We start from the raw sequence: 18,146 nt of genomic DNA on the forward strand, positions 1-18,146 counted from the left end.
GGTTTTATACGTAATTCTTTACAGTAGCTAGACTATCATCGTGCTTTGACACCTTAGATCCTCGGCTTTGCGTCCTTGTCTTTCGGCAAGTTTGCCCTTTGACTAAATTCTATTTTATTTTCAAAATCTTGATGAGGATATAGAAATAGCGCCTCGATAATCTGATTTTTGTCATATCCAAGTGCTTTCATTTCATGTAGAAAGCGCTGTATTGTAAGCCGAACCAGTTCCTGACGTCTGCACATAATCTTTTGTTGATCTTTAATCACTAAATAACCTTTTCCTTTGTGGCTTTCCACCAAGCCTTCATGCACCAAAGAAATCATGGCATGCTGTACTGTGTTCGCGTTTACGTGAACTTCGGACGCTATTTTTCGTACTGAAGGAATTGGCATACCTGGTGCCAGTTCACCAGATAAAATCATATTTTGAAAGTGATTATGTAATTGCAAATAAATGGGTATCTCACTGTTGATGTTCATTCCACTGTCCGTCCTCCTGTATCATCCTTTGGCCTGTATCCAGATTTATGACTTGATCCGCCAGCCCACACATACGCTCGGTGAAAGTTATGATTAGGAGTACAGCCATGTAATGTATATCATCCTTCTTATGATTACTTCCTGTGTTTTTTTCCTGCATTTTTCGCTACCGTAGTTTTATCCTCGAAGCCTTTCATACAAAGCAACATAACGATTGATAGTGCTACCATAATGAGTAGGACACCGATTTCTACAGAAAGATTAAACGTGAGTGTACCGTCTCCCGTAAACTTGATAATTCCAAGGCCAGCGGTAATAGGATAGTAATCAGTCAATGCTCTGCCTGCTATAAAAATGCCACAGAAACCGTAAACAAATGCTAATCCAGTCCCGGCAAGAAAGCCGTTTTGTTTTCTACTAAAAAAAATGATGATAGGCAACACAGCCAGATAACAGCAAAGTCCTAATCCAATGAGTTGAAAGAACGATTTCATTATAAGAACCGGAGACATATCTCCATGGCAGAACAGCGCACCTAAGACAAATGTACATAGAAAGCTAAAAAAACCGTACAATGCAGTAACAAGCCCAACTGTAATCACTTTTCCCGCCAATAATTTACGAAATGGAATCGGTACAGTCAACATATTTTTCAATGTATGATCCACATACTCACGGTTTATGATATAGCCTCCGATCAGAACAATCATAAACGGAAAAGCCATGCTGAAGTTATTCCATATGACGCTGTTTGTATAACTTTCATACTGCATTATTTCATTACCACTGTTCTGCTGGAAAGCGGCTAAAAGTGCTGAAAACAACACGGCTACAATGCCGACCCAAAGAATGCTGTAGCGCTTAAGCTTTTGAAATTCTGTAATAATTATATTAATCATAGTTTCCTCCTAATCTTCCTGCTTTTTAAATATGAATGAAATCAGCAGGACTGATATTACCGCTATTAAGAACAGTATGCCTGCACAAACCGGAGTGGACAGCATATAGGGTTTTCTCATTGCAAGATATTCCGCGGTAAGTCCGCTCCAATAGGATGTCCACCAGCGCATAATGACTGGTGCGGGCAACACGGTAATAAGAGCATTGTTAGAAGCGAATTTTAACATGTTAAGTGATATGCCAAAATTTAAGATAGAATAAATAAAGGCAATTAAAATGGAAAAAATATAGCTTTTGTTGAAATAGACAATGAGAATAACCACGGGAAGGACTGAAACAAACAGCATAATGCCAAGGATGGCACTTAGTCCTAATTTAAAAGCAACTCCTTCCACAGCACCCACAACTAGTCCGCCGATGATTGTAGCTCCTAAGCCAGCTATGGAATATAATACTGCAACAATCAAAAGCACTGACAACTTTGCTGCTACAAGTTTGGTTTTGGGAACCGGTACGGTCATCAGGTTTTTTAACATGTCACTATCTCTTTCCATGAAGAACAGAATGCTTGCCACTACACTTAGTACGCATGGTAAAAGGAGAAAATCTCCGAACGTAACGACCAGCTTAAAAAGCTGTTCAAAATGCAGACTGTCTTTTGCTGCTAATGCGGTCAGGGGGATAGGAAAAAGGCAGGCCGCTAACATACAAAATAAAATAAACTTCTGCCGTTTGATTTTGGCAAATTCGCAAATAATTAAATCAAGCAATTCCCTCACCTCCGGTGACATGTTTGAAATAATCTTCTAAGGTATCATTTTGGGTATGCGCTTCTGATATATTGAGGCCACTTTCAATCCATTTACGAGTAATAGCGGCCACTTCTATTTCCGTATCGTAAAGTCGCAAATTATGGTCGTCATCAATATGAAAATTGGATGTATGAAAGTCAGCCTCCAAAATCCGGGAAGCCTGGGACGTGTCCGTAACGATGAAATGAACATATCTGCTGTTTTTTTTCTCTAATTCTTCCAAGCTTTCTTCTTCCAGCAAAACACCGTGATCAATGATACCAATATCGTCCGCCAACAGGGCCATTTCAGACAAAATATGGCTAGAAATTAATATAGTTTTACCTTGTTCCGTACTAAGCCGCTTTATGAAATCACGGACTTCCACTATACCGATGGGATCAAGTCCGTTGATAGGCTCGTCCAAGATCAGAAGCTCCGGATCATGTAAAATAGCATTTGCAATACCAAGCCGTTGCTTCATACCAAGCGAATACTGTGAAAACAGTTTTTTATCCTTATAAGGCAGTCCCACCACATCCAATACGTTTTTAATGGCATTGCTGCCCGGTACTCCACGGAGCCTCGCCATAATCTTAAGGTTTTCCGTGCCTGTGAGGTTAGGATAAAAGCCCGGCGATTCAATCAGGTTGCCAATTCGGGAAAGAATTTTCTTTTCATTCGTACGCATATTTTTGCCGAAAATACGTACTTCGCCAGATGTAGGACTTGTCAGCCCCAGCAGCATTTTCATAGTGGTAGTTTTTCCTGCACCGTTGCGTCCTAGTAGACCGTAAATTCTGCCTTTCTTCACATGGATACTTAAATTGGCAACACTCTTTTGTTCACCGTACTGCTTTGTCAAATTATTAGTTTCAATTACAAAATCACTCAAGATGTAAAATCCTCCTTTATTTTTATAAATCTAATTTTATCCCCTCAACCTTGCATGAACCTTGCACGAACCTTGAATTAACCTTGAATCTTACGAGAGAAGTAAAAAAACCTGCCTTTCATTCAGCAGGTTTTTTCGTCAACCAGTGGAAATCGTACGATAAATTCTGTTTGTTGATACGGTTCGCTTTGGACTGAAATCGAACCGCCCATCTTTTCCACAAGCTGCTGCACAATGGACAGCCCTAAGCCACTTCCTTTTTGAGAGCGTGCCGTATCACATTTATAAAGCCGCTCAAAAACATGCGGCAGATCCTGCTTGGAAATTCCCTTACCATCGTCTGCAACAGAAATCATTACACCAACGGTAAGGAGAGAAATCTTGATTTTAATGTGAGTTGCCCGACTATGGGAAATTACATTCTGAATCAGGTTATTTATAATACGGGTATAGGCATCTGTATCTAAATTGACCTTGATGCTTTTTTCCGGGATTTCTATGTCAAAATCGAGTTGATTGTTTTCAAAAATTGGAATCCAGTCTTTCAGTAGGTTTCTGGTAAGCTCCGCAAGTTCCACTTCCTGAATAGTAAAGGTTTCTTCATTGGAGTTCAGTTTAAACCATTCAAACAGCACATCTACATAGTCTTTCATATCATGTGCCCTCAATCGGGCGGTTTCTATATATCCTTCCCGTTCCGTACCAGCTACAATACCTTTTTGTGCCGCATCCAAATATCCAATCAGAGTTGTCAGCGGAGTACGCACATCATGGGAAAGACTTGTCATCAATTGACTGTTGGTTTTCTCTGCTCTTTTTAAGTCGATGACCTGTTCTCGAAAATCAATAACAATATCATTCATTTTATAACAGATCATAGAAGTCATATCACTGGGTTTTGCTAAAATTTTTCGATTACTGTTGCCATGTGCAATGTCGTCCAGTGTTTCCGAAATATCATTTAATTTCAACTTGACATTGCGCATTTTTCGGGAAAGCAGCAGGGTGGAAACGACAGCAATAACGGCAACTGCAACTACAGCAGCAAGCAACGGAAGCTTCACATAGACTCCATCCATTTTACACCTCCCGGCTAAAGCGGTAGCCTACGCCTTTCACTGTTTGAATATAGGTTGGATTATTGGGGTCAGGCTCTATCTGTTTTCGCAATTTACTGATATATCCCATGATATTATTGTCATCATAGGCATATGGCTCCTGCCATATTTCTTCATATATTTGCTGTTTGGTTAAAATTCTGCCTTGGTTTCTGGCAAGGTAGCAGAGAATGTCAAACTCCTTTGCGTGAAGCTCAACTTGCCCATCTTCAATTTGAACAATTCGAGTGTCCAAGTCGATCGTAAGCTTCCGAAAGGAGAGCCGATGAGGTTCTTCATTGGCACTGTTGTTTAAGGTTGTATATCTGCGAATTAAAGATAAAACGCGGGCGATAAATTCTTCCACGTCGAAAGGTTTTGTCAGATAGTCATCGGCACCGGAACGAAGGCCGTTTACTTTGTCAGTGCTTGCTGTTTTTGCCGTCAGCATTAGCACTGGAACGGCGCTAACACTTCTAATTCTTTCAAGAATATGAAACCCATCCATTTCAGGGAGCATAACGTCCAAGACAATCAGTTGATAATTGCCCTGTAATGCTAACTTCAAGCCATCTGTTCCAGTATGCGCAAGTTCAGCAGCGATATTCTCTTTCTCTACACATTTTTTCAGTAATTGACATAATCCCATGTCATCATCGATAATCAAAACTCTATTTTGCACGGCTTTCCCTCCTGTATCTCTTATCTTCTGGCTTGACGGCGTCTTTAGGCATAAGCCATGTATTTCCCATTTTTATCGCTCCGTCAATTCGGCCGGAGGTGCAATGATAAAGTACCATTCTATCGGAAATCCCCCATTTGATGGCGGCTTCTTTTGTTGTTATATAATTCATATCTCTACCTCCAATACATCTATTATATTTCTTTTGACCGAAATATACAAGGTTCTTCATAGCCCTCTATTTACAAACCATTATGATATCATACCTACAAAATACAGAAAATTATATATAGAATGTTTCCCAAAAGTTATTTTGGAACGTAACATGTAAAACTTAAATGAGAATATATGCTACGTTTTTTACTTATCTCACGATTTTCCAGTTCCCGCCCTTTTCCAGCACCAAATCAAATTGTGATATTTGATTTGCTTTTGTCTGCTGGTCGAGATACTTTACAGAAACAGACACTAACAATTGATTTTCACCTCGATTATAGACTGGATTTATTAGTTCCGAAAATACATAATCTTTCCCGATTGGCTTTAATACGCCGTCATTCACATAATAAGACAGCTCTTTCGCAGTAGCAGTAAGGTAAAGTTTGAAGAACGTGCTTAAAAATTCATTGATTTCATTGGTCGTCGCAGCGTCTACCGTTCCGTCACTTTCCTTTGCCTTTGGTTCATAGCCGGATTTTTCAGGTACGCTGCAAATGGTGGGATTCTTTGTGATAACCATATTTCCAGAACTATCTACATAAAGAACCAGTTCATAAACTACCACTGCTAGAAACGCGAAATTTGTTTCAATCCCATACTCTATTTTCATACAAAGCGTATCTTGATTTTCATTTGATGCAAATACAGCATTGACACTTTGAATATAGGTTTCTACACGAGAAGGACCTATTGATCAAACAATAATTTTAAATCTGTCAACTTAATCTTGTTTTCTGCGTGCATTAGAATGGCGGTTCGGGCAATCGTAAACCATCTGAACAACCACGGCGTTATGTGTCCGTCCTTCTACAAGCAGAGCCAGGGCCCAAAGTACAGTTACCCCAACGTACGGGCAAAGCCGATGTGGAGTACCATAACAGTCACCAACATGCTGTAAAATCCTGTTTATATCGGGGATATGGCGCAAGGCCGAAACCGTGTCAAGAGCTACAAGATACACAAAATCGAGGCCGTACCCGAAGAAGATTGGATTGTCGTTCAGAATACCCATGAACCGCTTGTTGACCGAAAAGCCTTTGAAAAGGTTAATCAACTGTTAAAGCGCGATACCCGTATCGCGCCAAAGCAAAAGCAACTTTATTTGTTCAGCGGCTTCCTCCGCTGTGCGGATTGCGGGAGGGCAATGTCACGAATAGCAAGTAAGGAACTGTATGTTTACTACCAATGCAGCACATACAAGCGCCTTTCAAAAAAAGCCTGCACCATGCACTCGATTAAAAGCACAAGGCTTGAAGCGGCTACGTTGTATGCCATTCAGCAACAGGTACACCTTGCGGTCATCTACTCCGCTATCGTTTCCCAAATCAACATGGCACCGCTTAAAAAGAGTCAGTCTGTGCGGTTCGAATAGTTGATTTCCGCAAAAGAAAAGGAGCTTGTCAAAATCATGCGATACAAGCAAGGGCTTTATCAGGACTGGAAAGGCGGTATTATTACACACAATGATTACCGTCACATGGGCGAGGATTACGAGCGGCAGAATGAATCCATCAGCGAGGTTATCGCCAATCTGAAAAAAGAGCGGGACGAACTGGAAAACGGCATAGATGATGAAAATCCGTTTTTGGCTACTTTCCAAAAATATGAGAACATCGACAAGCTGACAAGAGAAATACCGATTGAACTGGTTGACCATATCAAGGTATACGAGGGCGGCGACATTAGCATAAGGTTTAAGTTTGCCGACGAGTTATGCCGCATTATCGAGTACATTGAAGTCAACTCACATTTACTGGTGGTATAGCCCCACCACTTCAACAGTTTGTTGGTTTTCCTAATATATAACGCTCATATGCTTGCTTTCATAATTTATTTTTATTTCTGTATTATTAAGCTTTGCGAGTTCCCCAATTGCTTTATAATCAGTGGCTTGCATGTATGTAGTTGCAATAATTCTTAGTCTTGTGCCTTCACGTTTAGTAAATTTATGAAGGTCTTCAATAATTCTTCTAACAGCACTCCAATTTAAAAAGGAAACTAATAAGTCTATAGAATCACAAGACAAAATCTCCTTTTTGGTTTTCAATAACCCTAGCAAAATTCAGTTTTATATAAAGAGAGGTTAGAACTTCACCATGTTCAAGAATTTTGAAATCTTTAAAATCATCTTCACTGCTGTTTTCTACAATTTGACTTATTATATCATTACATAACTTAATTTGAGCAGTAAGAGCTTCTTTATTACTAAATTTTAAGCTTCTTCTTTAGTCAATTGGTCCACAGCAGCTAAATCTTCAGGTGCGCATACTAATGGTTTTAAGTTTTCTCTTTTAAGCCTTATTATTTTTGAATGTTCACTAGCAGCAGGGATGCCAGAAACAAGAGAGCACTTTGTAGAAATTAATTGTACTATAAAACTGTTATACTCGTATATATTTTCATTAAAAACGTTATTAAATTCAATAGTATAATTAAGTTCTTCACGAATTTCTCTTTCAGTAGCTTTTTTATAATCTTCTCCAGCTTCAATTTTTCCGCCAGAAAACTTCCAATGGTTACCCATAGACATAAAATGTGGTAATTATGAAGGAACATGGTGAAAACAAAAGAATAAAGTAAGATGTTATGAATTAGAATAGCATTCAAGCCAAAAATCAAATTTTTTCATTACCTTATGCAAAAACAAAACATTTATCACCATAATTACCGTACATATTAATATAGAAACTAATGAAGCTGAAGAGTTATAGTTCAGTAACATAGTAGTCTTGTATATAATAAAACAAGAAATAGGAATAAAAATTATGCTGGTTATTATTGATGGTACATATTTTTTAAAAAATAAAAACTGAAATAAATGAACAAACAAATGAATAGTAAAAGCAATAAAAAATCCATACCAAATAATGTAATTGCTAATTAAAGATGAAACTAATGTAATTATTGAAATTATAAGAAATTCTTCAGTTACTGCAATTGAAAACGCTACAGTTGAAGCATTAAAATCAATTGGAATATGCCTAATTTTTAAACTTTCTATATATTTTTTGTTTCGTTGTTTCCAAGCAGTAATCATTATTATTTCTTCAAAATCATGAAGCATAAAAATAACAGGGAAAGTCCATACAAATATAAATAATGGTTTCATAAAAATACCTTCTTTTATAAACAAGATGTCTCACTTGTGTCACATGGTAATTAATAGTATAATATTATTAAAAAAATAAGCAATAGTTTTAAAATAAGTGCTACAAATAATATAAATTTGTATCAATAAATGTGAGGGATAATCATGCAAAAGAAAAACAGAATTAACCCATTATCAATTCGGTCTAAAGAATGGTTAATGAATGCATTATTAGAGTTATTATCAGAGAAACCTTATAACGAAATAACAATAACAGAAATGGCTTCACGTGCTCAATTAACGAGACGTACATTTTATCGTAATTTTGAGACTAAGGAAGACGTCTTAAACATGTACATACAAAAATTATACTGTGAGTATAAGGAATTGTTACAAGAAGAAATAATATTAAAAGTACATAATGTTGCAAAAGTTTATTTTACTTTTTGGAATAAACACTTAGAGTTTTTAGCTATAATGGAGAAAAATAATTTATTATTTATGATATTGCAAAAATATAATGAATACTTACCTGTTCTTCATGGAGATCTTATAGGTAATAATGAAGAACTTGAGAATAGTAATATGTTAGAATACATATTAACTTTTAGTGCTGGGGGCTTTTTTAATACTCTTGTGAAATGGGTACATGATGGAGCAAAAAAATCACCTGAAGAAATTGCTAATATAGTTGATAAAATAATCTTGAAAGGGACACTATTAAATGATTAAAGAAATTGAAATGAGTAGAAGCATAAGAAAATATATTAATAATCCGGTTGAAAATGAAAAAATAACTGAGTTACTTGAAAGTGCAAGACTTGCACCATCAGGTAATAACACACAACCTTGACACTATATAATAGTAAAATCTGAAGATAGGTTTTGCGCATTTGTTTTTGTTGATAGAGAAAAAAGCCTCTCAATGAGGAGATCATAAAGAGCCACGTGGAACATTTAAAACGATTAAAGAGACAAGGTAAACTTGTTCTTTGCAGGCCTTTCACGGATTATCCCGGAGGAATGGTCATTTTCTTGGATGAGAGTTTGGTTGAAGTCACGAATATTGCAAAAGATGATCCTTTTATTGCTTCAGGATGTAAGTCTTTTGAAATCAAAACGCTGGAACCAGCTAATAATGAAAATAATTACCTATTGATAGAATAGAGAGGTATTTCTAAAATTTATGCAATCAGACGTTTTTCTTGACGAAATATCCTTGCCGCCAAGGCCTCATCAGGTTCAATCGGCATCTTTTTTGACCGTTCAAGACATGTGGAGTCCACCGCGTTGGTAAAGCGAAAGTAAATAATTAACAAGTTCTCAATTAATTATAAATTCTTCTTAGTATAAAGAAGAATTTTAATTTTAGATTTTGTAGTAGCTGAACATAGGATTAAGAAAATTTATAAATACAGACAAGTTAGAAAATTGCTTAAAAAACTGATTTTAGTTTTTGTTTTTTAAGATATTAGATTTATGAAAATATGATATAATTTTTTATATATTCCTTAGAGGTGATTTTGTGCTTAATTCACTATTTGTAAATGCTTCTATTCTTATATCTTTTTTATATTTTGGAAGTCAACTGTTTAAAAGCAAAAAGATTAATTCTAAATCAGATTTAAAGACTAAAATGTTAATAGGAATATTATTCGGCTTAACTGGATGGCTATTGATGTTTAATGGAATTAATTTATCAAACAATATGGTTATGGATTTTAGGATAATTGCATTGATTATCTCTGCAATTTTTTGTGGGCCTGTATCGGCATTAATAACAACATTAATTATTATAACATTTAGATTTGGTTACTTCGGAATAAATGCTGCTTCATTAACAGCCACGTATAATCTAACAATAATATTTATAATTGCTAGCATTATATCGATATCCAAATTAGACTTTAAAAAGAAATACATATATATGGGCCTGGCTAATATATTTTCTTCAACAATATGGACCTTGATATTGGTTAAAGATAGAAATCTAGTACTAGGTATTTTGTATAATTATATACTTTCTACAATTGTAGTTTCTATTATAATTTATTTTGTTTTGGTTTATATATACAAAACAAATGAAATATATTTAAAACTTAAACAAGAATCTACAAAGGACTTTCTAACAGGACTTTTTAACGTGAGAGAATTCGACAAATTATTAAATAAATTTGCAGTAGCTGCTGCGGATAAAAATGAAGATTTATCATTGCTTATGATTGATATAGATTTTTTTAAAAAAGTAAATGATACCTTTGGACATTCCTCCGGGGATATGGTTTTAAAGCAACTTAGTAATATCCTTACAAGTTCATGTGGGTCCTTTGATATTATCTCAAGAAAAGGCGGGGAAGAATTTACAGTAATTTTATTAGGTTGTAATTATGGACATGCACTTGAAATTTCAGAAAGAATTAGAAAAAATGTGGAAGATTATCATTTTATTATTGAGAAAAACAAAAAAATCAGAATTACGGTTTCTATAGGTGTAAGTTCTTATCCGGGCAGAACACATGACCCCAATGAACTTTTACATGAAGCCGACAATGCATTATATTTTGCAAAATGTAATGGAAGAAATAGAGTAAAATAAATACATTTGTATTATAGCCAAAGTGCATGTAATTCTAAAGATGATAATAAAATAACCATTTTTAAGCGTTACTATCGGGATGCCGTTTAGAAACATGGCAAAAATCTGTTTTACCACTTCGGCGACTTCAAGATCAACAAGCAGGGCGTGTTTGTCGTTGGGGTCTTTGATGTAGCCATAGGTAGCGTAGGAGCCGAAAAACTCACCGTTGCGCTTTTTGTAGTCAAACACCTGCCGGATTTTCTTTGAGGTCTGATAGCAGTATTGGTCGTTCATCACATTTGTTATCGGCACAACCATACTGGAAACGCTCTCCTGGTCGTTGTAGCTGTCTATCCGTTCATGCAAGCTGATAAACCGTACATTCATCTGAACAAACAGTCTGTCAATCAGGATGCTCGCTTCAACATAGTCGCGGGAAAGGCGCGAAAGGTCTTTGATAATCACACAGTTGATTTTCCCGGTGCGAATGTCGGACAATAACCTTTGAAAATCGTCGCGGTCGGCGTCTGTCCCGGTAAAGCCATCGTCTTTGTATTCTTCCGACCATTCAAATTCGTCTGCGTTCATCTGCTCAAACTCGTTGAGTATTTTCCGCTGATTTTCTATGCTATCACTAACTTCCTTCTCTTTGTCCTTAGCATTGCCACGCTTGAAAAATGTCCTTTATGGATATTTAGGGGAAAAGATTCTAAATCCTATATTCCTTCAAATTTGACTGATGTAGATGTATTAAAATATAAATCCTCTATAAAAGAGTTGAAGATTATTGATTTTAATTATAACGGACATATGATTCTTGACGAAGAGTTAGGTAAAGCGTGTAAGCATATTAATCATATACTCAATATAGTAGATGCCCACTAACAAAATAGTAATTTACTTAATACAATATACACCTTTTAGTATTATTATATTTTAATAGTAAGCAAAAATAAGGAAAAAGAACCCCCATCTGAGGATTCTCCTTCCTTATTATTTATGAAATATTTCTGTACCAGTTCGTCAAAGTGAAGCTCTATGCTTTCTATATCTTTCTTGTTTTTTATGGTTATCTTATTTATAATTAGTTGTAGTAGAGTTTTTTTATCTTCTGGAGCAGTGATTTCAATCAAATTGTGGAAGTTACTCAATGTATCCCTTACCACCTCGTACGGTACGTTTACTGAATCATTGCTTTCCAGTTCTTTTTGTATCTGTATTCTACGCTTGGATTGGGTATCAATTTTGCCAGTTATGCTTTCCATTCTTTGTGCCAGTGATTGCTTGTCTATCATACCATCTTCGTATAGCTCAAAGACTCTGTTCTTCCTGTTTTCTAGGTCTTTTAGGCTCTTTGTTAATTGCTCTTGCTCCTTTTCCAAGGGCTTTATTATGTCAATTCTTTCTCGGTTTAAGTTCTTAACAATATCCTTTAGTATCTTTTTATTGAATACTACTTCTTTAATCCTTGATAATACATACTCTTCTGCATAGTCGGCTCTGACTCCATTGGAGTTGCAGGCGGCAGTTCCTTTGCTCATCCAGTTGCCGCAGACGTAGTATCTAGTGACCAGGTATGTGCCATCTTTTCGCTTCTTCTTAGTTCTTCCTGCTACCATCGAAGCACCACAAACATGGCATTTCATCAGTCCAGTTAGAAGGTAGTTACTTTCAAAAGCTTTTTTAGGTTTACCACATTTGAGCTTGTACATTTCCTGAACCTTTTCTCACAATTCTATTGGAATAATAGCTTCATGCTCTCCATCAACAATGATTAGATTCTTATTATATCCTTTCCTTCGCTTTTCACTCCAATTTTCTCTTACGTTATAACTTATCTTACCAATGTAGACAGGATTCATCAGAATATCTTTAACGCCACTAGTTCCAAACATATTACCTTTTTTAGTCTTGTATCCTTCATGGCTTAATTGATTAGTAATAGCCTTTAATCCTTTACCAGCGGAATATAGCTCAAATATCCTTCTAACAGTTGTTGCTTCTTCTGGAACTACTTCTAACCTTGTATTATTTTCATTTATTATTACAGACTTATAGCCTAGTACAATACCGCCATTCCATTTTCCAGTCCTCGCTCTCTGTTTCATTCCCATTTTCACGTTATCTACTATCGTTTCTCTTTCAAATTCCCCTATTGAAGCTAATAGATTCATCATTAGCCTTCCTGCGGAGTCGCCCAGCGAACAGAGAGACCACCTTTTGCCAAGATAGTAAACAATACTTTTGCTCAAAAGGCAATTCAGGATATAAAATAATAATTAAAGGCATGCCGCTGGGGTGCCTTTTAAATCTTTACAATACGCAATATTTATAATTTTACAAATATAGTACCAGTTTTATGATGTGGTCACTTAACTCTTATTAATTCGTAAAATATGGATATTTCAAGTTGCCTAATTGCTGATATATTTCTTTTTGTAATAATATATGTTACTTTATAATTTAAGAATATAGTGAATTACTGTTCAATTATGGTGGTACATTATTTTTCAAACTTTTATGATGACGTTATAATTTCAATAATTTGTTTAGTTGCTTTTTTTGATTCAGGAAAGAAAAGTAATGGAAAAACATGAATCATAGAAGGATATTCATAATAGTCTATTTTTACACCTTTTTCTTCTGCCATATTTTTAAATCTTTTTGCATCAGGGTTCAATATATCATGAGTCCCTGTAAATAAACTTATTTTACCTAGTCCAGTAACATCACCATACAGTGGACTTATCAAGTAGTGTTTAGAATTTTTATCTCCACTATACCATTTAGTTATATCAATTAATGATGGTACGGATAATAGTGGATCAAGTTCTTCTACTTCATGTATTTTAGGATTAGTTAGTGACATATCTAAAGCAGGAGAAATCAAAATTATATTTTTAGGCTGAGGTAAGTTCTTTTCTTTTAAAAATTGAGCTAAAGAAAGACTTATAGATCCACCTGCAGAATCTCCCATAACAACTAAATCTGAGTGATTCACTTTTGAAATGATTTTATGGTATAAAGGAAGAAGCATATCATAAACATCCGAATATTGATAGTCAGGAGCTAATGGATATAAAGGAACAGTTATTGTGCAATTCAATTTTCGTATAAGTTTGCCTATGAATTTCCAATGGGGAGGCATAATATTATAAACAAATCCTCCACCATGAAGATAAATAATATGTTTTTGTCCTACATTTCTCAACGGTTTAATGACATAATAGCAATGACCATTAATGATCATTTTATTGACATTGAAATCTCTTTTAAGTTTTTCTGGCGGTTCATAATTTATATAAGATTGCCTTTTAGTTATACTTTTTTTTAATTCATCACCAGTTTCTTGCCACATTTTTTTTTATTAGTGATTTGTAAAATTATTTTTAGTAATTTACTTTGAATACTTTCCATATAATCATACCCCTTAAATCATTGATTCGTATCTTATTAGCAAATAATCAAATTTTTTCATTGCTTTATGAAGAATTAATATGATTTCTTCAAAGTCATGAATCATAAAAAGTATTGGAAAAAGCCAAATAATTATAAAAAATATTTTCATAAAAATAACCTCCTTGTATTTTAAAATAAATGTCTCGGTTGTGACATTTAACAATTACTAGTATAATACATCTTATAAACAGTTTTCAATATGTTTAGTTCAAGTGCTACAAAAAGAAAAGATGTGTGTCAATAAACCTTAAGGAGGTACCAACAATCTGAATCAGGTGCCATTCATGCCAACACCTACGGCGTTTATCCGTCCGAGATTGCCGCCCTGCAAAAAGATTATGCGGAATTGTCGGGCCGGGTTTCAGATGTTCTCAAACAGCTTACAGCATTGGTGGAGCTATAAGGAAAGCTGGGAGCGTTGGCACAATGCCGCCGCTCCCCGCTATTGCTCTTTTCGTTTACTACTTACTCTTGGTAAGAGATGCCCTCTTCAACTGCACCGAGGATTCTTAGTACAAAAGCACTTTCAATCGTGTCATCTGAAAACTCATACTCTAAATCTTCCTTAATTTCCGAGAAGGTTTGTTTTATCTCTTGTTGTTCATCATAGCTCATATCATCCCAACTTTGGTTATGAGCATAAACACATCCGCTCATTGAAGATACAATACCTATGGCTAAGGCAGCTACAGAAATCTTTTTAAATAAGCGCATAATACCCTCCTTAGAAGACTAATTTTGATAAGATACCAAGCGCTACAATGAACAATACTGTAATAATTGCTGTTGATGCTACAATAGCAATTACTCCGATTGTTTTTCTTGCTGTGTGACTTAGTTCTTTCTTTGGCATTGGTTCAACTGTAATGCTATTATCTCTTCCCAACAAAATGAAGTCTGTATTCGTATTATAAATTTCAGCAAGTTTAATGATATTTTCTATTTCTGGTTTTCCTTGTCCCTATTCCCATTTACTTACAGCCTGCCGGGAAATTCCTAACATATCAGCAACCTGTTCTTGGGAATAATTTTCCTTTTTGCGTAATTCTTGCAATCTTTCTGCTATGTCCATTCTTATCACCTCCTGAAAAAATTCTAGCAAAATCTTATGGTTGCACACTACCAACAGTGTTTTGATTATTGTCAACTGGTCGTTGCAGTTATGAAAAAATCTCTATGAAAATAAAAATATAGAAATAGTAGAAGCTAAAGGCGATGTTAAAGTTCTTGAATATAAGAGAGATTTAAGTGTAGATGCTACAAATGCAATAGTCGCATACTTTGCTTCAGAAATGAACGTTAGAAAAAAACAGGTTTTGATTGAACTAAAAGGTAATGCTTATACAATTAGTGCTGGAGCAATGCAGTGGACTTCAGGAGCTGTTAATATGGCAGCGGATGTTAAAGGACTTGGTGATTTATTTGGTAAAGCTTTATCTTCTAAGGTAACAAAAGAATCTACAATAAAGCCAAAATATCAAGGAACTGGTTTATTAATGTTAGAACCTACATATAAACACATTTTACTTGAGGAGGTTTCAGAATGGGGGGAATAGTACTAGATGATGGACTTTTTCTTGCCTGTGAATCAAACGTCCAACAAAAAATAGTAGCCAGAACTAATCTTTCTTCAGCAGTACTGGGAAAAGAAGGTTTATTCAACTTATGCCTTAAAGGTGCAGGAATTGCTGTTCTAGAGAGCCCTGTTCCAAGAGATGAACTCATAGAATTTGTACTTGAAAATGATGAAGTTAGAATTGATGGAAACTATGCCATTGCATGGTCTGATTCACTAGATTTTAGAGTTGAAAAATCCAGCAAAAGCCTAATTGGTTCTGCGGTTTCAGGCGAAGGATTAGTTAATGTGTATCGTGGAACAGGAAGAATACTTATGGCACCTATTGAATAAGCTGTATCTGTAGTTTCTCTAGATGCAAAGATATTAGTTAACAAGGATACTAATTATCTTCCGCATCTAGGGATATGATATTTATCCGATGACATTCTTGCCTCTACTCTCAACAACATCAAAATTCATTTTCATATCTTTTGAAAAACTCATAATATGTACGAACATTTTCTAATTCTGTCCACTTTTTCACATCAACTGGATTTTCATCAAGATCATATATTTTTGCTCCACGCACGGAAAGCAAAAATGGAGAATGTGTTGATATAATAAACTGACAGCCTAGAAATCGTGCTGAGTCCTCAATAAATCTCACTAATTCTAGCTGACGTTTTGGAGAAAGACTATTTTCAGGCTCATCCAATATATATAATCCATTTTCACCTATTTTTTCAATAAAGTATCGGAAAGCACTTTCCCCATTTGAATATTCTCTTACATTATCCATCAATTCATTTCTCACAAACCGTGACTGAGTTTTACTTCTAGCCATATTTACCTTTTTTAGATGCTCGTAATCTGCTATAGATTTCATTTGGAAATGAGAATATTTCGCATCCAAATACTCTTCAAAAAGTTTTTCCCGTTTTTGGTCAATTCCTTCATTAAGATTACGAATATTCAACATATAATCAAATACATCATCACTCGTTATAATTCTACTATTCTCAGGAATGTCATCATCTTCAAGCTGCATCTCACACATATTGACATAGTCGGAATAGAAATTAGATTTATTATAGATAGAATCTCTACTTATTCCTGTTTTTTCTGCTATCACATTTAATGCCGTTGATTTTCCTGAACCATTTCCACCATATAAAATCGTAATTGGCACAAAATCAATTCTTTCAAAACCATGTCTTGATAATATTTTAAATGGATAAAACGAGTCATAGCACGTTCTTTTTTCCTCTATTAAAAAGTCAAATTCCATATCATCATTTGGAAACGTAAAGACATTTAAATAAACCATCATCATCTTCCTTATCATATTTAACTTTACCTATATATTTTACTATACTAGAGACTATTAACGTTATGCTTGATGTTATCTGAAACATCATAAACAATCAGTTTTTATATCTATTAGTATATATTTGCCAAGATAATTATAATGTGTAAGGTCAATATCTGTAAATAAATTTTATACCCTGGGGTAATTGCGAGGGAGAATTCCTGAGCTTCAAATTGCATATCTATAATAATGACTGATTTTCAATTTGATCTTTGTAGATCTCCTATATTTTATACTAACTTAAAATCCACTGCTCTTTCCTACAACTACTACAGTAATATCAGACATACCTGGCTTTTTTCTTATTACAGAATATGATCTGCAAATTCTAGTGTCAACCTGGCAATTAACACACACACCTATTTTTGTGCATGGATTTGTAGTGCTAAGTCTCTTATTATTCATAGGTGCCGCTACAGTTTTTAATCTTTCAAAGGCTGCAGCTTCATCTTTACAAATCTTATCAACACTCACTACTATTATCACTTTTTTTGGACCAAAGTTCATAGCTGCTATCCTATTTCCCCAAGCATCTACATTTACAAGCATACCATCCAAAGTAATAGCGTTGCTGCTACATAAGTATAAATCACTTAGCATTTCTTCTTTTGCTATAGCAGCTCTTTCCTCAATAGTTAGTCCTGATATAGAATGGTCTAAAACTTTACCGCCAGCAGCCCTAACTTTATCTTGCATCCCCATATTATATATAGTCATTGACCCTGGAAAACCTACTGTAGATTCTGAGGTAACATGCTTCATAATAAAATCAGAAGCTTCCTCAGTAGTCGCTACATACATTGCATCAAAATCATTTTTTATTAAAGCTTCCACTGCTTTTTTCCCAACTGTTTCATTGTGCCAATTTTTAATTTCCTTTGTTTCCATGTTTATTCCTCCTAATACTTTACATTGAAAAGTAATTTATTATATTACTTTTATTAAGAATTGATCTTCTATTGCTTGTGTTCTTATTAAATGTACCTATTCTATAAGTAAATCTTAAACTGAACATTCATTCTAATGCG

The 18,146-nt window shown here is 35.0% G+C and carries 26 protein-coding genes, 3 pseudogenes and 1 riboswitch; of the genes and pseudogenes, 8 read left to right on the plus strand and 21 right to left on the minus strand.

The features are described 5' to 3' along the window. Nucleotides 1-19 precede the first annotated feature (19 nt). Nucleotides 20-106: riboswitch (cyclic di-GMP riboswitch) on the minus strand. 172 nt (nucleotides 107-278) lie between these two features. From ACZ5N4_RS15545 to ACZ5N4_RS15580, 8 genes and pseudogenes are all read right to left on the minus strand, one after another. Next, nucleotides 279-482 (minus strand): annotated as a pseudogene (locus tag ACZ5N4_RS15545) (GntR family transcriptional regulator); the annotation flags it as partial. Between the two features lie 134 nt (nucleotides 483-616). After that, nucleotides 617-1,381, minus strand: a complete 765-nt coding sequence (locus tag ACZ5N4_RS15550) for an ABC transporter permease (RefSeq protein ID WP_464203420.1) — start codon at nucleotides 1,379-1,381, stop codon at nucleotides 617-619. Between the two features lie 9 nt (nucleotides 1,382-1,390). Beyond that, nucleotides 1,391-2,152 (minus strand): ABC transporter permease, encoded by a 762-nt coding sequence (locus ACZ5N4_RS15555; RefSeq protein ID WP_464203421.1) that lies wholly within the window; start codon nucleotides 2,150-2,152, stop codon nucleotides 1,391-1,393. Further along, on the minus strand, nucleotides 2,145-3,068 hold the full coding sequence (locus ACZ5N4_RS15560) for an ABC transporter ATP-binding protein (protein WP_464203422.1): 924 nt from the start codon (nucleotides 3,066-3,068) through the stop codon (nucleotides 2,145-2,147). The genes ACZ5N4_RS15555 and ACZ5N4_RS15560 overlap by 8 nt, the downstream gene beginning before the upstream one ends. Nucleotides 3,069-3,190: 122 nt before the next feature. Then, complete coding sequence (locus ACZ5N4_RS15565; RefSeq protein ID WP_464203423.1) at nucleotides 3,191-4,147, minus strand: sensor histidine kinase; 957 nt, start codon at nucleotides 4,145-4,147, stop codon at nucleotides 3,191-3,193. Between the two features lies 1 nt (nucleotide 4,148). Further along, the gene (locus ACZ5N4_RS15570) at nucleotides 4,149-4,847 is read right to left on the minus strand and encodes a response regulator transcription factor (protein WP_464203424.1); all 699 of its coding nucleotides are present in this window, start codon (nucleotides 4,845-4,847) and stop codon (nucleotides 4,149-4,151) included. After that, on the minus strand, nucleotides 4,837-5,019 hold the full coding sequence (locus ACZ5N4_RS15575; RefSeq protein ID WP_464203425.1) for a DNA-binding protein: 183 nt from the start codon (nucleotides 5,017-5,019) through the stop codon (nucleotides 4,837-4,839). Before ACZ5N4_RS15575 ends, ACZ5N4_RS15570 begins: the two co-directional genes overlap by 11 nt. Nucleotides 5,020-5,211: 192 nt before the next feature. Further along, nucleotides 5,212-5,757 (minus strand): conjugal transfer protein, encoded by a 546-nt coding sequence (locus tag ACZ5N4_RS15580; protein ID WP_464210962.1) that lies wholly within the window; start codon nucleotides 5,755-5,757, stop codon nucleotides 5,212-5,214. A 219-nt stretch (nucleotides 5,758-5,976) separates the two neighbouring features. Between ACZ5N4_RS15580 and ACZ5N4_RS15585 the strand changes: the two genes are divergently transcribed. Both ACZ5N4_RS15585 and ACZ5N4_RS15590 read left to right on the plus strand, forming a co-directional pair. Next, nucleotides 5,977-6,438, plus strand: a complete 462-nt coding sequence (locus ACZ5N4_RS15585; protein WP_464210963.1) for a recombinase zinc ribbon domain-containing protein — start codon at nucleotides 5,977-5,979, stop codon at nucleotides 6,436-6,438. Between the two features lie 36 nt (nucleotides 6,439-6,474). Further along, entirely contained in the window at nucleotides 6,475-6,831 is a 357-nt protein-coding gene (locus ACZ5N4_RS15590) for a DUF4368 domain-containing protein (RefSeq protein ID WP_464203426.1), read from the plus strand. Between the two features lie 30 nt (nucleotides 6,832-6,861). Here the strand turns inward: ACZ5N4_RS15590 and ACZ5N4_RS15595 are convergent, their stop codons facing one another. The 3 genes from ACZ5N4_RS15595 to ACZ5N4_RS15605 all read right to left on the minus strand — a co-directional run bounded on the left by ACZ5N4_RS15595 (nucleotide 6,862) and on the right by ACZ5N4_RS15605 (nucleotide 8,175). After that, a complete protein-coding gene (locus ACZ5N4_RS15595; RefSeq protein WP_464203427.1) occupies nucleotides 6,862-7,125 on the minus strand; it encodes a phospholipase D-like domain-containing protein in 264 nt (87 codons plus the stop codon). Between the two features lie 153 nt (nucleotides 7,126-7,278). Next, a complete protein-coding gene (locus ACZ5N4_RS15600; RefSeq protein ID WP_464203428.1) occupies nucleotides 7,279-7,590 on the minus strand; it encodes an NUDIX domain-containing protein in 312 nt (103 codons plus the stop codon). A 60-nt stretch (nucleotides 7,591-7,650) separates the two neighbouring features. Continuing rightward, nucleotides 7,651-8,175: an HXXEE domain-containing protein gene (locus tag ACZ5N4_RS15605; RefSeq protein ID WP_464203429.1), complete on the minus strand. Its 525-nt coding sequence runs from the start codon at nucleotides 8,173-8,175 to the stop codon at nucleotides 7,651-7,653. A gap of 144 nt (nucleotides 8,176-8,319) precedes the next feature. Between ACZ5N4_RS15605 and ACZ5N4_RS15610 the strand changes: the two genes are divergently transcribed. The 4 genes and pseudogenes from ACZ5N4_RS15610 to ACZ5N4_RS15625 all read left to right on the plus strand — a co-directional run bounded on the left by ACZ5N4_RS15610 (nucleotide 8,320) and on the right by ACZ5N4_RS15625 (nucleotide 10,750). Further along, nucleotides 8,320-8,886 carry a TetR/AcrR family transcriptional regulator gene (locus ACZ5N4_RS15610; RefSeq protein ID WP_464203430.1) on the plus strand — a complete coding sequence of 189 codons (567 nt, stop codon included), beginning with the start codon at nucleotides 8,320-8,322 and terminating at the stop codon, nucleotides 8,884-8,886. Continuing rightward, nucleotides 8,879-9,004: pseudogene (locus tag ACZ5N4_RS15615) on the plus strand (nitroreductase family protein); the annotation flags it as partial. The gene ACZ5N4_RS15610 and the pseudogene ACZ5N4_RS15615, both read left to right, overlap by 8 nt. 86 nt (nucleotides 9,005-9,090) lie before the next feature. Further along, nucleotides 9,091-9,321: a YciI family protein gene (locus ACZ5N4_RS15620; RefSeq protein WP_464210964.1), complete on the plus strand. Its 231-nt coding sequence runs from the start codon at nucleotides 9,091-9,093 to the stop codon at nucleotides 9,319-9,321. Nucleotides 9,322-9,679: 358 nt separating this feature from the next. After that, nucleotides 9,680-10,750, plus strand: a complete 1,071-nt coding sequence (locus ACZ5N4_RS15625; RefSeq protein WP_464203431.1) for a diguanylate cyclase — start codon at nucleotides 9,680-9,682, stop codon at nucleotides 10,748-10,750. Here ACZ5N4_RS15625 and ACZ5N4_RS15630 read toward each other — a convergent pair. Further along, complete coding sequence (locus ACZ5N4_RS15630) at nucleotides 10,709-11,359, minus strand: recombinase family protein (RefSeq protein ID WP_464210966.1); 651 nt, start codon at nucleotides 11,357-11,359, stop codon at nucleotides 10,709-10,711. The genes ACZ5N4_RS15625 and ACZ5N4_RS15630 overlap by 42 nt on opposite strands. A 105-nt stretch (nucleotides 11,360-11,464) precedes the next feature. Here ACZ5N4_RS15630 and ACZ5N4_RS15635 point away from each other — a divergent pair, with 105 nt between their 5' ends. Beyond that, the gene (locus tag ACZ5N4_RS15635; RefSeq protein WP_464203432.1) at nucleotides 11,465-11,617 is read left to right on the plus strand and encodes a hypothetical protein; all 153 of its coding nucleotides are present in this window, start codon (nucleotides 11,465-11,467) and stop codon (nucleotides 11,615-11,617) included. Nucleotides 11,618-11,661: 44 nt separating this feature from the next. Here ACZ5N4_RS15635 and ACZ5N4_RS15640 read toward each other — a convergent pair whose 3' ends face one another. From ACZ5N4_RS15640 to ACZ5N4_RS15670, 7 genes are all read right to left on the minus strand, one after another. Continuing rightward, the gene (locus tag ACZ5N4_RS15640) at nucleotides 11,662-12,444 is read right to left on the minus strand and encodes a recombinase zinc ribbon domain-containing protein (RefSeq protein WP_464203433.1); all 783 of its coding nucleotides are present in this window, start codon (nucleotides 12,442-12,444) and stop codon (nucleotides 11,662-11,664) included. 15 nt (nucleotides 12,445-12,459) lie between these two features. Continuing rightward, nucleotides 12,460-12,984: a recombinase family protein gene (locus ACZ5N4_RS15645; protein WP_464203434.1), complete on the minus strand. Its 525-nt coding sequence runs from the start codon at nucleotides 12,982-12,984 to the stop codon at nucleotides 12,460-12,462. 266 nt (nucleotides 12,985-13,250) lie between these two features. Continuing rightward, nucleotides 13,251-14,090 (minus strand): alpha/beta hydrolase, encoded by an 840-nt coding sequence (locus tag ACZ5N4_RS15650; RefSeq protein ID WP_464203435.1) that lies wholly within the window; start codon nucleotides 14,088-14,090, stop codon nucleotides 13,251-13,253. Between the two features lie 72 nt (nucleotides 14,091-14,162). Then, on the minus strand, nucleotides 14,163-14,300 hold the full coding sequence (locus ACZ5N4_RS15655) for an HXXEE domain-containing protein (RefSeq protein WP_464203436.1): 138 nt from the start codon (nucleotides 14,298-14,300) through the stop codon (nucleotides 14,163-14,165). 356 nt (nucleotides 14,301-14,656) lie between these two features. Then, the gene (locus ACZ5N4_RS15660) at nucleotides 14,657-14,905 is read right to left on the minus strand and encodes a hypothetical protein (protein WP_464203437.1); all 249 of its coding nucleotides are present in this window, start codon (nucleotides 14,903-14,905) and stop codon (nucleotides 14,657-14,659) included. A gap of 10 nt (nucleotides 14,906-14,915) precedes the next feature. Next, nucleotides 14,916-15,077: a hypothetical protein gene (locus tag ACZ5N4_RS15665; protein WP_464203438.1), complete on the minus strand. Its 162-nt coding sequence runs from the start codon at nucleotides 15,075-15,077 to the stop codon at nucleotides 14,916-14,918. A gap of 75 nt (nucleotides 15,078-15,152) precedes the next feature. Next, the gene (locus ACZ5N4_RS15670; protein ID WP_464203439.1) at nucleotides 15,153-15,263 is read right to left on the minus strand and encodes a helix-turn-helix transcriptional regulator; all 111 of its coding nucleotides are present in this window, start codon (nucleotides 15,261-15,263) and stop codon (nucleotides 15,153-15,155) included. Nucleotides 15,264-15,381: 118 nt separating this feature from the next. Between ACZ5N4_RS15670 and ACZ5N4_RS15675 the strand changes: the two are divergent. Next, nucleotides 15,382-16,100: pseudogene (locus ACZ5N4_RS15675) on the plus strand (AIM24 family protein). Nucleotides 16,101-16,218: 118 nt separating this feature from the next. On the opposite strand, the gene ACZ5N4_RS15680 reads toward ACZ5N4_RS15675, so the two are convergent. Together ACZ5N4_RS15680 and ACZ5N4_RS15685 are read right to left on the minus strand one after the other, a co-directional pair. Beyond that, nucleotides 16,219-17,076 carry an AAA family ATPase gene (locus ACZ5N4_RS15680; protein WP_464203440.1) on the minus strand — a complete coding sequence of 286 codons (858 nt, stop codon included), beginning with the start codon at nucleotides 17,074-17,076 and terminating at the stop codon, nucleotides 16,219-16,221. 282 nt (nucleotides 17,077-17,358) lie between these two features. Beyond that, a complete protein-coding gene (locus ACZ5N4_RS15685; RefSeq protein WP_464203441.1) occupies nucleotides 17,359-18,006 on the minus strand; it encodes a lactate utilization protein in 648 nt (215 codons plus the stop codon). Nucleotides 18,007-18,146 lie beyond the last annotated feature (140 nt).

Source organism: Clostridium nitrophenolicum (assembly GCF_055391695.1).

What these genes read in the sequence shown, in the direction of transcription:
- ACZ5N4_RS15550 (WP_464203420.1), bottom strand. Translation starts at nt 1,381, where the DNA reads ATGATTAATATAATTATTACAGAATTTCAAAAGCTTAAGCGCTACAGC.
- ACZ5N4_RS15565 (WP_464203423.1), bottom strand. Translation starts at nt 4,147, where the DNA reads ATGGATGGAGTCTATGTGAAGCTTCCGTTGCTTGCTGCTGTAGTTGCA.
- ACZ5N4_RS15575 (WP_464203425.1), bottom strand. Translation starts at nt 5,019, where the DNA reads ATGAATTATATAACAACAAAAGAAGCCGCCATCAAATGGGGGATTTCC.
- ACZ5N4_RS15590 (WP_464203426.1), top strand. Translation starts at nt 6,475, where the DNA reads ATGCGATACAAGCAAGGGCTTTATCAGGACTGGAAAGGCGGTATTATT.
- ACZ5N4_RS15600 (WP_464203428.1), bottom strand. Translation starts at nt 7,590, where the DNA reads ATGGGTAACCATTGGAAGTTTTCTGGCGGAAAAATTGAAGCTGGAGAA.
- ACZ5N4_RS15605 (WP_464203429.1), bottom strand. Translation starts at nt 8,175, where the DNA reads ATGAAACCATTATTTATATTTGTATGGACTTTCCCTGTTATTTTTATG.
- ACZ5N4_RS15610 (WP_464203430.1), top strand. Translation starts at nt 8,320, where the DNA reads ATGCAAAAGAAAAACAGAATTAACCCATTATCAATTCGGTCTAAAGAA.
- ACZ5N4_RS15640 (WP_464203433.1), bottom strand. Translation starts at nt 12,444, where the DNA reads ATGTACAAGCTCAAATGTGGTAAACCTAAAAAAGCTTTTGAAAGTAAC.
- ACZ5N4_RS15650 (WP_464203435.1), bottom strand. Translation starts at nt 14,090, where the DNA reads ATGTGGCAAGAAACTGGTGATGAATTAAAAAAAAGTATAACTAAAAGG.
- ACZ5N4_RS15655 (WP_464203436.1), bottom strand. Translation starts at nt 14,300, where the DNA reads ATGAAAATATTTTTTATAATTATTTGGCTTTTTCCAATACTTTTTATG.
- ACZ5N4_RS15660 (WP_464203437.1), bottom strand. Translation starts at nt 14,905, where the DNA reads ATGCGCTTATTTAAAAAGATTTCTGTAGCTGCCTTAGCCATAGGTATT.
- ACZ5N4_RS15670 (WP_464203439.1), bottom strand. Translation starts at nt 15,263, where the DNA reads ATGGACATAGCAGAAAGATTGCAAGAATTACGCAAAAAGGAAAATTAT.
- ACZ5N4_RS15680 (WP_464203440.1), bottom strand. Translation starts at nt 17,076, where the DNA reads ATGGTTTATTTAAATGTCTTTACGTTTCCAAATGATGATATGGAATTT.
- ACZ5N4_RS15685 (WP_464203441.1), bottom strand. Translation starts at nt 18,006, where the DNA reads ATGGAAACAAAGGAAATTAAAAATTGGCACAATGAAACAGTTGGGAAA.